At 60.1% G+C, this 11,159-nt stretch carries 9 protein-coding genes; 2 read left to right on the forward strand and 7 right to left on the reverse strand.

The genetic code is table 11. The features are described 5' to 3' along the window. Positions 1 to 184: 184 nt before the first annotated feature. The gene (locus ACR1XU_RS17635) at positions 185 to 2,470 is read right to left on the reverse strand and encodes an adenosylcobalamin-dependent ribonucleoside-diphosphate reductase (RefSeq protein ID WP_480907046.1); all 2,286 of its coding nucleotides are present in this window, start codon (positions 2,468 to 2,470) and stop codon (positions 185 to 187) included. 129 nt (positions 2,471 to 2,599) lie between these two features. Here ACR1XU_RS17635 and ACR1XU_RS17640 point away from each other — a divergent pair, with 129 nt between their 5' ends. Beyond that, on the forward strand, positions 2,600 to 3,031 hold the full coding sequence (locus ACR1XU_RS17640) for a DUF1489 domain-containing protein (protein WP_170681045.1): 432 nt from the start codon (positions 2,600 to 2,602) through the stop codon (positions 3,029 to 3,031). Here ACR1XU_RS17640 and hisG read toward each other — a convergent pair whose 3' ends face one another. Genes hisG through hisS form a run of 3 tightly spaced genes read right to left on the reverse strand, consistent with a single transcriptional unit; the run spans position 3,032 to position 6,297 of the window. Then, on the reverse strand, positions 3,032 to 3,721 hold the full coding sequence (hisG, locus tag ACR1XU_RS17645) for an ATP phosphoribosyltransferase (RefSeq protein ID WP_170681047.1): 690 nt from the start codon (positions 3,719 to 3,721) through the stop codon (positions 3,032 to 3,034). Further along, positions 3,718 to 4,806 carry an ATP phosphoribosyltransferase regulatory subunit gene (locus ACR1XU_RS17650; RefSeq protein WP_170614842.1) on the reverse strand — a complete coding sequence of 363 codons (1,089 nt, stop codon included), beginning with the start codon at positions 4,804 to 4,806 and terminating at the stop codon, positions 3,718 to 3,720. The genes hisG and ACR1XU_RS17650 overlap by 4 nt, the downstream gene beginning before the upstream one ends. A 3-nt stretch (positions 4,807 to 4,809) precedes the next feature. Continuing rightward, positions 4,810 to 6,297, reverse strand: coding sequence for a histidine--tRNA ligase (gene hisS, locus ACR1XU_RS17655; RefSeq protein WP_480907044.1), 1,488 nt, complete (start codon positions 6,295 to 6,297; stop codon positions 4,810 to 4,812). A gap of 131 nt (positions 6,298 to 6,428) precedes the next feature. Between hisS and ACR1XU_RS17660 the strand changes: the two genes are divergently transcribed. Continuing rightward, complete coding sequence (locus ACR1XU_RS17660) at positions 6,429 to 6,623, forward strand: SlyX family protein (RefSeq protein WP_170614844.1); 195 nt, start codon at positions 6,429 to 6,431, stop codon at positions 6,621 to 6,623. Between the two features lie 4 nt (positions 6,624 to 6,627). On the opposite strand, the gene ACR1XU_RS17665 is transcribed toward ACR1XU_RS17660, so the two are convergent. The 3 genes from ACR1XU_RS17665 to dnaE form a co-directional block, all read right to left on the reverse strand. Next, positions 6,628 to 6,996: a hypothetical protein gene (locus ACR1XU_RS17665; RefSeq protein WP_170681053.1), complete on the reverse strand. Its 369-nt coding sequence runs from the start codon at positions 6,994 to 6,996 to the stop codon at positions 6,628 to 6,630. A gap of 47 nt (positions 6,997 to 7,043) precedes the next feature. Further along, on the reverse strand, positions 7,044 to 7,262 hold the full coding sequence (locus ACR1XU_RS17670) for a YMGG-like glycine zipper-containing protein (RefSeq protein ID WP_170614846.1): 219 nt from the start codon (positions 7,260 to 7,262) through the stop codon (positions 7,044 to 7,046). 90 nt (positions 7,263 to 7,352) lie between these two features. After that, positions 7,353 to 10,853, reverse strand: coding sequence for a DNA polymerase III subunit alpha (dnaE, locus tag ACR1XU_RS17675; protein ID WP_480907042.1), 3,501 nt, complete (start codon positions 10,851 to 10,853; stop codon positions 7,353 to 7,355). Positions 10,854 to 11,159: the final 306 nt, after the last annotated feature.

The raw sequence follows: 11,159 nt of genomic DNA on the forward strand, positions 1-11,159 counted from the left end.
CTTCGGCGCGCACTAGCAAACTCGAACCAACAAAACCAAGGCGCCGGCGATTAATGACCCGGCGTCTTATTTCCCTTTTTGGCCTCAGATTTACGAATAATAGGCGCTACTGACCTTGTTAATGGGTGCCAAAACCGCCGAAATGGGTTCGTATTGCCTGGCGGTTCACAAGCCAGCTCAAGCATCATCCGTCACATTTGGAATGCCCGCAGCTCCGGCATGTCATGCAACCTTCGATCATCACCATGTCGAATTGGCCACATGAAGGGCAGGCCTTTCCGCGAGGTGCGTCCATGTTCACCACCTGTGCCTGCGGGTCGGACTTCAAGCCCATGCCTTCGCCCTCAAGAAAGCCGATGTTGATCAAGTGCTGCTCGATGACTCCGCCGATCGCCGCCAGAATCGAGGGGATGTATTTGCCCTTGACCCAGGCGCCGCCGCGCGGATCGAACACCGCTTTCAGCTCCTCGACCACGAAGGACACGTCTCCACCGCGCCGGAACACGGCCGAGATCATGCGGGTCAGGGCCAGCGTCCAGGCGTAATGCTCCATGTTCTTCGAGTTGATGAATACCTCGAACGGTCGACGACGGCCCGCGATCACGATGTCATTGATCGTCAGATAGATCGCGTGCTCGCTGTCCGGCCATTTCAGCTTGTAGGTTGAACCTTCCAGCGATTGGGGGCGGTCCAGCGGTTCGGACATGTAGATAACATCGCCGCCATCGGCTTCATGTGGGGCGTCGGCGCTTTCGCCGGGCGCCTTGTCCGAGCTTTCCGAGACGGTCAGAACCGATCCGGTCACATCGTTCGGGCGATAGGTGGTACAGCCCTTGCAGCCCTGATCCCAGGCCTGCATGTACACGTCCTTGAAGGCATCAAAGCAGATGTCTTCGGGGCAGTTGATGGTCTTGGAGATCGAGCTGTCGATCCACTTCTGCGCGGCAGCCTGCATCTTCACATGATCCAGCGGTGTCAGGGTTTGTGCGTTTACGAAATAGTCTGGCAACGCCTCGTCACCGAACTTGTCGCGCCACATTTGCACGGCGTAATCCACGACCTCTTCCTCGGTTCGCGATCCGTCTTTCTGCAACACCTTGCGCGTGTAGGCATAGGCAAAGACCGGCTCGATCCCTGACGACACGTTCCCGGCGTACAGGGAAATCGTTCCGGTTGGTGCAATCGACGTCAGCAAAGCGTTGCGGATACCGTGTTCGCGGATTGCGTCGCGCACATCGTCATCCATCTTCTGCATCGTGCCGCTGGCCAGGTATTTCTCGGCATCGAACAGGGGGAATGCGCCTTTTTCCTTCGCCAAACCCACCGACGCCAGATACGCGGCGCGGGCGATTGCGTGCAACCAGCGCTCGGTCTGACGCGCCGCCTCGTCCGAGCCATAACGCAGGCCCAGCATCAGCAAAGCATCCGCCAGCCCGGTCACACCCAGGCCGATACGGCGCTTGGCCTGTGCTTCGGCGGCTTGTTCAGGCAACGGGAATTTTGACGCATCGACCACATTGTCCATCATCCGAACCGCCGTGGCGACCAGTTCCTGCATCGCCGCCTCGTCCAGATGGGCACCTTGTTCGAACGGTTCTGCCACCAGTCGCGCCAGGTTGATCGACCCCAGCAGGCAAGCGCCGTAGGGCGGCAGCGGTTGTTCTCCACAAGGGTTCGTGGCCGCGATGGTTTCCACGTAGCTAAGGTTGTTGGCCTGGTTGATCCGGTCGATGAAGATCACACCCGGTTCGGCATAGTCATAGGTCGCCTGAATGATCTTGTTCCACAGATCGCGCGCCTGAACGGTGTGATAAATCTTGTCGCCGAACACCAGCTCCCACGGGCCGTCCGCCTTGACCGCTTCCATGAAGGCATCCGTCACCAGCACCGACATGTTGAACATGCGCAGACGGGCCGGGTCGGATTTGGCGGTGATGAACTGCTCGATATCCGGATGGTCACACCGCATGGTTGCCATCATCGCGCCCCGGCGCGATCCGGCGGACATGATGGTTCGGCACATCGCGTCCCACACATCCATGAACGACAGCGGACCGGATGCGTCCGCCGCGACCCCGTGCACATCCGCGCCCCGCGGTCGGATGGTCGAGAAATCATAGCCGATCCCCCCACCCTGCTGCATCGTCAGCGCGGCCTCTTTCAGCATATCGAAAATGCCCCCCATGCTGTCAGGAACCGTTCCCATGACAAAGCAGTTGAACAGGGTCACACGCCGCGCTGTCCCTGCGCCTGCGGTGATGCGGCCGGCTGGCAGGTATTTGAAGTCTTCCAGCGCCTCGAAAAACTTCTGCTCCCAATGCGCCGGGTCCTTTTCGACCTGCGCCAGATCGCGGGCGATGCGCCGCCAGGAATCCTCGACCGTCTGGTCGATGGGCGTGCCATCCGCCTTTTTAAAGCGGTATTTCATATCCCAGATCTGCTCGGCGATGGGGGCGGCAAAGCGGCTCATTGGTGATTCCCTGTACTGAAAGAGGTATCCAGACTACCCCAAACCCTGCCCCTGCCACAACACCTTGATGACTGCGCCTTACGAGCTACAATATAAAGATGCACTTCGGGACGACTCTGTGGGAAAGCTGTGGATAAGTACGTAAACCTCATAAAACTATCCGTCGGCTCGGAAAGCGTCGACACGCTGATGGCGTGGCAGGACGGCCGCATAGCGCTTTATGAGGACGGCTGCCCGCGCCACGTCACCCGTATGTGGCCCAAGCGTGAGGAAGAAATTCTGAACGGCGGATCAATCTATTGGGTGATCAAGGGCGTTATCCAGTGTCGCCAACGCATCCTGCGGCTGGACGAGGTACGCGGAGAAGACGGTATCCGCCGCTGTGCCATCGTGCTGGACCCCGAGATACACCGTACGCAGACCGCGCTGAAACGCCCGTTTCAGGGCTGGCGCTATCTGAAACCCGAGGATACTCCGGCCGATCTGCCACAGGGACGCGAGCAGGACGATGCCCTGCCCGATGATCTGAACCGCGCGCTGGCAGAGATTGGTGTGCTGTAATTAGCCCAGCCGGTCCAGCAGATCGGACAGAACGGCCTTGTCGTCAGCGTCATAGCTCGCGACGCGGCTGCACCAAAGTGTCGCCTGCGACTGCAGTATCAGGCCATCCGACAGGATTTTCAGATGGTTGGCTCTCAGGGTTTCCCCGGTTGACGTTATGTCCGCGATTGCCTCGGCGGTTTCATTCACCACCGTGCCTTCGGTCGCGCCCTGGCTGTCGACCAGAGTATAGTCGGCCACGCCCGCCTCGGTCAGGAATTCGCGCACCAACCGATGATATTTGGTGGCAATGCGCAGCCGGTGGCCGTGCACCTTGCGGAACGCCGCCGCAGCGGCATCCAGATCGTCCAACGTGTCCACATCGACCCAACAGGCAGGTGTCGCAATGATCAGATCGGCATTTCCGAACCCCAATGGCGCGATCTCTTCGACCTGTTGTTCCCAGCGGGGCAGTTTTTCGTGGACAAGGTCCGTTCCCGTCACGCCCAGATGGATCCGCCCTGCTGCAAGTTCCCGCGGAATCTCCCCCGCCGACAGCAGGATCAGAGATACGTTGTCGATCCCCTCGACCTTACCCGAATACTCGCGGTCTGATCCACTGCGCGACAGGGTGATGCCACGCTTTTCAAACCAGGCGAAGGTCTTTTCCATCAGCCGGCCCTTCGAGGGAACGCCCAGTTTCAGGCTCATCTTGCACCCTCCTCGATCTCGAGCATCAGGTCGGGGCGCAGGACACCACCCACTGCGGGAATTTCCGCGCCGTTGCCCAGTTGCCGGGTCAGCGCGTCGTAGCGTCCGCCGGTTGCGATGGGCGGCAGATCGGGACGACCTTCGGCGTAGAAGCCAAATACGAACCCGTCGTAATACTCCATGGATGTCCGGCCATAGGCGGCTTCGAAATCCAGCCGTTCCACGTCGACCCCACGCGCCTGAAGCGAGGCAATCCGCGCCTCGAGCCGATCCAGCGCAGGGGTGATCTGCGGCAGATCAACGGCCACATCGCGCAAGCGCTCAAGCGCGAAAGGCATCGTTTCGCGGACATTCAGCAGCGTCTCCAGACCGGCCAGTTCGCTGTCCGAAATCGGAGGCGTCTCGCGGTCTTCGCGCAGTGCCGCGATGCGGGCTTCGATTTCCGATGAGCGCCGCTTGCCGATCATGGGGGATTCAAATGTCATCGGATCGGACGCGTCCAATAAAGCGTCCCGGCCCGCCGGAGCGGGTTTACGTCCGGCAAACCGGTCCAGAAGAACACGGAATCGGCGGGGTCGCCACAGGTGCCGCATCAACGCGGCCTTACGCCGTTCAGTCGTGCTCAGGCCCTGAACGGCTGCGGTCAGGATACCGATATCGCCGGTGGCTGCGCGCAGGGGCAGACCACGAAGCTGCAGCGCAAAAAGCGAGAACACCTCGGCGTCCGCTCCGGCGGGATCGTCGCGATCAAAAACCTCGTACCCGACCTGAATGTACTCGTTTGCGCGGTCAAGATCGTGTTCCTGACGCCGGAAAACCTCGCCCGAATAGGTGTAGCGCGCGGGTTCGGCACCTTCGCTCATGTGCATCTGCACCACGGGCAGGGTGAAATCCGGGCGCAGCATCTGTTCGCCGCGCAGCGCGTCCGAGGTCACATAGGCCCGGGCCCGGATGTCCTCGCCGTAGAGATCCAGCAGCAAGTCTGCCGATTGCAGCAAAGGCGGATCGACCACCTGCGCCCCGGCGGCCTCGAACCGGACGCGCATCATCGCGGCGCGGGCCTGAATCTGAGAGCGGTTGGGCATGCGTCAGTCCTGACTGTTCAGAATTTCGCGCACCTTGGCGACCAGATCACCACGCGGCACTTCGAACTGGCTGGGGCGTTCTTTCCATTCCTCGAGCGTGGCGCTTTCGGCAATCTTCGCGCCCAGGATAAGGTCCTTGATCTGCACGATGCCACCCGCCTTTTCGTCACCGCCTTCGATCACTGCAATCGGAGAGTTCCGTTTGTCCGCATATTTCAGCTGATTGCCAAAGTTTTTGGGGTTGCCCAAATAGACCTCAGCCCGGAAGCCTGCGTTGCGCAGCTCGGCCACCATCGCCTGGTAGTCTGCCATCCGGTCACGATCCATGACGGTGACAACCACAGGGCCGGTGGCCTGCGCGGCGATCCGGCCCTTTTCGCGCAAGGCGACCAGCAGACGGTCGACACCGATGGAGATCCCAGTTGCGGGCACTTCCTGCCCGGTGAAGCGTTTGACCAGATCGTCATAACGTCCACCACCAGAGACTGACCCGAACTGCCGCTTGCGGCCTTTCTCGTCGAAAATCTCGAAGGTCAGTTCGGCCTCGTAAACCGGACCGGTATAGTAGCCCAAACCGCGCACGACCGAAGGATCGATCTCGATCCGATCCGATCGGTACCCACCTGCATCGAGCAGAGCGCCGATCTGCTCCAGTTCGGCAATTCCGTCCGCGCCGATCTTGCTGTTACCTACAGCGGTACGCAGGTTGGCCAGCGTGCCGACGGTATCCGCCGCTTTCGAGGTCAGGAACGCAATCACGGGCTCGGCCTGATCATCGCTCAGCCCCACACCGTCGATGAACGCTCCCGAGGCGTCCAGGCGACCTTTGGTCAGCAACTCACGCACGCCCTGCTCGCCCACCTTGTCAAATTTGTCGATGGTGCGCAGAACGTTGTCGCGGGCAGCTGCGTCTTCACCCAGACCCATCGCCTCAAGCACGCCATTCAGAACCTTGCGGTTGTTGACGCGCACCAGATAGTCGCCGCGCGGAATTCCCACAGTCTCCAGCGTGTCCGACAGCATGGCGCAGATCTCGGCATCGGCGGCCATTGAAGCCGTACCGACCGTATCCGCATCGCATTGATAGAACTGACGATACCGCCCCGGCCCCGGCTTTTCGTTCCGCCAGACCGGCCCCATTGCATAACGGCGATAGGGCGTCGGCAGATCGTTGCGGTGCTGTGCGTAGACCCGCGCCAGTGGTGCGGTCAGGTCGTAACGCAGGGCCATCCAGTCGCCCTTGTCGTTCTCGTCCACTTCCTGCCACGCAAACACGCCTTCGTTCGGGCGATCCACGTCGGGCAGGAATTTGCCCAGCGCCTCGACCGTCTCAACCGCGCTGCTTTCCAGAGCGTCAAACCCGTACCGATGATAGACGTCCGCAATAGCCCGCAGCATCTCGGTGCGCTGCGTGACTTCCTGGCCGAAATAGTCGCGGAACCCTTTCGGCGTCTCGGCCTTGGGGCGGGGCTGTTTCTTGGGCTTGGCCATGTGGGGCGTCCTTGGGAGTTTTCTTGTTCCGCGCGCGGTCTATCCCATGGTCTGTTTCGGGGCAAGGCGCGCTTTCTCTGGCCACGGCGTCACAGGGTCGCTATGACCTGCCCCAGAGACAGGAGTCACCCATGCAGCATCTGGAAGAACAGATCGCCCACCTGACCCGTACAGTCGAAGACCTGAACGCGGTTGTCACGCGGCAACAAACCGAGATTGAACGCCTGACCCGCAGAGTTGAGATGCTGTTGCAACGTGAGGCTGAGCGCGCGCAGGAAGGGTCCGGCGGTGTCGTATTCGGCGACGAGCGCCCGCCGCATTACTAAAGGGTTACAGTCCCAGCGTCGATTTCACCGCACTGTCCACAACACCGCCCAGCAGCGCATCCTCGTCCCCGGTGCATCCTTCGGTCAGCGCGGCCAGGAAGGTTTCGCGCAACTTGGCTTTATCGTCCTCGGACGCGGCGTATTGTTCGATGTCGATCTGGCGATTGTACAGAGACAGGGCCGTCATCTTTCCGACCACGTCCAGGACGTACTCGTCATTCCCGTCTGCTTCTTCGATCACTGATGCGCAGGTATGGTACATCAGTGGCAGCGCTTCCTGCATCATCTGGTCCGCTTCGTCATCGGCCAGCGCAATTCCCGGCGCGGCGATAAAAGCGACCATCGAAATCAGTTTGAACCCGTGAAAACGCATGGCAAGTCCTCTCAAATTGGGCATCGATCCTATTTTGGGATCGGTGGTCACTTTTTATTGGCGCCGATGATGGCCCCGACAACAGCCCCGGCAGCGGCCCCCTTGCCATCGCCGACCAAAGCACCAACGCCCGCGCCAATCAAAGCGCCTTTGAGCGCGTCTTCCTGCTTGTCCTTATCCGCCAAAGCTTGAGTTGCGGGCAACAATGCCAGTGACGCCACAGCAGCAGCGACCAGTATTCCCAGACGTCTTCCTGAAATCCCCATTTGGCGTCCTCCCATGACTTAACCCAAATGAATATAGGTAGAATTCCAGCCTAGCTTGGTGGCAATCTTCTGGCAACAAGCCGTTGGATATCAGATTTCCTCGACCGACATCACGCCATCCAGCGATTTGATCGCGCCTTTGATCTGCGGGTTGATCGGAAAATCCTGCCCCAGATCCATTTCCACATCCCCCGGCAAGCCCGGGTCAAGCAGACACAGATGGATCGGCCCCTTCGCCGCGCCCTTGGCTGCACCGGCAGCGTCTTCCAAAACCCTGGCGACGGTGGGCAGAACCTGCGGCTGATCCACGAAGATGCGCAGCCCGGTTGCGCCCGCCTCGGCCACCACCGAGTCCACTGGTCCAACGGATCGCCCGAGCAGTTTCAACTGATCCGACTCCATGGTCGCCTCGGCGGTGAGAACCACCTGTGCGCCGGTTTCAAGAAATTCCCGGCATTTCTCCAACGTATCCGAGAACAGCGTGACCTCATAAGCTCCGGTCGGATCAGAAAGCTGTGCAAAGGCAAAGCGGTTACCGCGCGCTGACTTGCGCTCCTGTCGTCCTGCGACGACACCGGCCATCTTGGCGATCAAAGGGCCGGAACGCGCCTTTTCGGTCACTTCGTCCAGGGTCAAAACCTGCTTGCGCTTCAGCGCAGGCATGTAATCGTCCAGTGGGTGGCCTGAAAGATAGAAGCCGATTGCCTTGAACTCTTCGCTCAAGCGTTCTGCCGGCAACCAGTCGGGTGTCGCGGAAAGCCGCGGTTCGGGCAGATCATCCCCGGCCTCACCGAACAGCGACACCTGGTTCGAGTTCTTCTGGTCGTGGATCGCCGCCGAATACTGCACCAGTTGTTCAAGACTTTCGAAGACACGGCGGCGGTTCTTGTCGAGCTGATCAAAGGCCCCGGCCCGCGCCATCATTTCCAGCGGACGTTTACCGACCTTCTTCAGATCGACCCGGCGGGCAAAGTCAAAGAGGTTCACAAACGGCTTGTCCCCACGCCCTTCGACAACAAGGTTCATCGCCTCGACGCCTACGTTCTTGAGCGCGCCCAGCGCGTAAACCAGCTCTCCGTTCACAACGTCGAACGTCGCCAGCGAGCGGTTTACACAGGGCGGCACATAAGGAAGCTCAAGCCCTTTGCGGACTTCTTCGAAATAGACGGCCAGCTTGTCGGTCAGGTGGATATCGCAGTTCATGACGCCCGCCATGAACTCGACCGGGTGGTTCGCCTTCAGCCAGCCGGTCTGGTAGCTGACCACCGCATAGGCGGCGGCGTGGGATTTGTTGAAGCCGTAGTTCGCGAATTTCTCGAGCAGGTCGAAGACTTCGGATGCTTTCTTGGCATCCACGCCATTCTCGCCCGCGCCCTTTTCGAATTTGGGGCGTTCGGCATCCATCGCCTCTTTGATCTTCTTACCCATCGCGCGGCGCAGCAGGTCGGCGCCACCTAGGCTGTACCCCGCCATCACCTGCGCGATCTGCATCACCTGTTCCTGATAAACGATGATGCCCTGCGTTTCCTCAAGAATATGGTCGATCAGAGGATGAACAGACGTGATCTCGCACAGCCCGTTCTTGACCTCGCAATAGGTCGGGATGTTTTCCATCGGGCCCGGACGGTACAGTGCCACAAGGGCCACGATGTCCTCGATGCAGGTCGGCTTCATGCGCTTCAGCGCATCCATCATGCCCGAGGATTCCACCTGGAACACCGCCACTGTCTTGGCCGCCGAGTAGAGCTTGTACGTCGCCTCGTCATCCAGCGGGATAGCGTTGATCTGGTTTTCCGCCCCTTCGGCGGGTTCATAGAGTTCCGTACCATCCGCCGCCACATGCAGGGGCCGCCCGGATTTGAAGATGAGATCCATCGCGTTCTGGATCACGGTCAGCGTCTTCAGACCCAGAAAGTCGAACTTCACCAGCCCGGCCTGTTCGACCCATTTCATGTTGAACTGGGTTGCCGGCATGTCGGACCGCGGATCCTGATAAAGCGGCACCAGCGCGTCTAGCGGGCGGTCCCCGATCACAACACCCGCCGCGTGGGTCGAGGCGTTCCGCAGCAGCCCTTCGACCTGCTGGCCGTAGGTCAGAAGACGGTCCACGACCTCTTCGTTGCGCGCTTCTTCGCGCAGGCGCGGTTCGTCTTTCAACGCCTTTTCTATGGAAACGGGTTTAACGCCCTCGACCGGGATCATCTTGGACAGGCGGTCCACCTGGCCGTAGGGCATCTGCAACACCCGCCCGATATCGCGCACAGCGGCCTTGGACAGCAACGCGCCGAAGGTGATGATCTGCCCCACCTTGTCGCGCCCGTATTTCTGCTGCACGTAGCGGATCACCTCTTCACGGCGGTCCATGCAGAAGTCGATATCGAAGTCGGGCATCGATACCCGCTCGGGGTTCAGAAAGCGTTCGAACAGAAGTGAATAGCGTAGCGGGTCAAGGTCGGTAATCGTCAGCGCATAGGCCACCAGCGATCCCGCGCCCGACCCCCGCCCCGGCCCAACCGGAATGTCGTGGTCCTTGGCCCATTGAATAAAGTCGGCAACGATCAGGAAGTAACCAGGGAAACCCATCCCTTCGATGATGCCCAGTTCGAAATCCAGCCGTTCCTGATACTCCTCAGGCGTCACCGCATGCGGGATCACGGCCAGACGTTTCTGCAAGCCCTCATTTGCGATGCGACGCAGTTCGGCAACCTCGTCATCTGCGAATTTCGGCAGGATCGGATCGCGGCGATAGGCCATGAAGGCACAGCGTTGCGCGATCTCGACCGTGTTCTCGATCGCCTCGGGCAGATCGGCAAACAGCGTCACCATTTCCTGCTGCGACTTGAAATAATGCTGCGCGGTCAGGCGGCGGCGGCCTTCCTGCTGGTCGACATAAGCCCCTTCCGAGATACAGATCAGCGCATCATGCGCCTCATACATATCCGAGGTCGGGAAATAGACGTCATTGGTGGCGACCAGCGGCAGGTTCTTGGCATAGGCCATCTCGACATGGCCACGCTCGGTCAGACGTTCCGCTTCGGGCTGGCCGTCCTCGCCCGGGTGGCGTTGCAGTTCAATATAAAGCCGGTCCGGAAACATCGCGGCCAATCGGTCAACCAAAGCCTCTGCCGCCGGGCGCTGCCCCTGTTGCAGCAACCGCCCGACCGGCCCGTCGGGACCGCCGGACAGGCAGATCAGACCGTCTGAGCGGTCGGCCAGTTCATCCAAGGTCACCTGCGGAAGCTGCCCGCCCTTGTCCACATAAAGGCAGGAACTGAGCTTCATCAGGTTCTCATATCCAACCTCGGACTGCGCCAGCAGCACCAGCGGCGCGGGCGCCTTGGGTTTTTCGCCGGGTTGCGACTGCACATAGGTAAGATCGACCTGACAGCCCATGATCGGCTGCACACCGGCACCGCTGGCCGTTACCGAAAACTCGAGCGCGGAGAACATGGAATTGGTGTCCGTCACGGCAACGGCAGGCATCTCCATCTTCTCGCACAGGGCGGGCAGCTTTTTCAGCCGCACGGCGCCTTCGAGAAGAGAATATTCTGTGTGAACGCGGAGGTGAATGAATCGAGGGGAACTGCTCATGCTGCCTACGCTATCCCACCCTGCGGAGTTGCAAAAGCAGGAACCGCAGCTTTGAAATGCCGGAAAAATCGGCGGCGATTATTCGGCTTTTTCAGAAGGTGCTTCGGGGATGGCAGGCCCCTTCTACCAAAAAGCGCTTTAATAACAACCGACTGACCGTTATGAAAAAGCGACATTCACAAGTCGCGGGTGCCTAATGGTGTATCATACAGGCAGTTTTTCTTGCCAGACAAGGCGCGCTGTTTCTAACATCTGACGGCAAGCTATCCGCCCGCCACTCTTTCTACGTCGCATCGAAGGAGGGCC

This window comes from Ruegeria sp. D1(2025), assembly GCF_056536425.1.

Excerpts from the sequence above, each read along its gene's own strand:
- ACR1XU_RS17635 (WP_480907046.1), bottom strand. The coding sequence starts at position 2,470 with ATGAGCCGCTTTGCCGCCCCCATCGCCGAGCAGATCTGGGATATGAAA.
- hisG (WP_170681047.1), bottom strand. The coding sequence starts at position 3,721 with ATGAGCCTGAAACTGGGCGTTCCCTCGAAGGGCCGGCTGATGGAAAAG.
- ACR1XU_RS17650 (WP_170614842.1), bottom strand. The coding sequence starts at position 4,806 with ATGCCCAACCGCTCTCAGATTCAGGCCCGCGCCGCGATGATGCGCGTC.
- hisS (WP_480907044.1), bottom strand. The coding sequence starts at position 6,297 with ATGGCCAAGCCCAAGAAACAGCCCCGCCCCAAGGCCGAGACGCCGAAA.
- ACR1XU_RS17660 (WP_170614844.1), top strand. The coding sequence starts at position 6,429 with ATGCAGCATCTGGAAGAACAGATCGCCCACCTGACCCGTACAGTCGAA.
- ACR1XU_RS17665 (WP_170681053.1), bottom strand. The coding sequence starts at position 6,996 with ATGCGTTTTCACGGGTTCAAACTGATTTCGATGGTCGCTTTTATCGCC.
- ACR1XU_RS17670 (WP_170614846.1), bottom strand. The coding sequence starts at position 7,262 with ATGGGGATTTCAGGAAGACGTCTGGGAATACTGGTCGCTGCTGCTGTG.
- dnaE (WP_480907042.1), bottom strand. The coding sequence starts at position 10,853 with ATGAGCAGTTCCCCTCGATTCATTCACCTCCGCGTTCACACAGAATAT.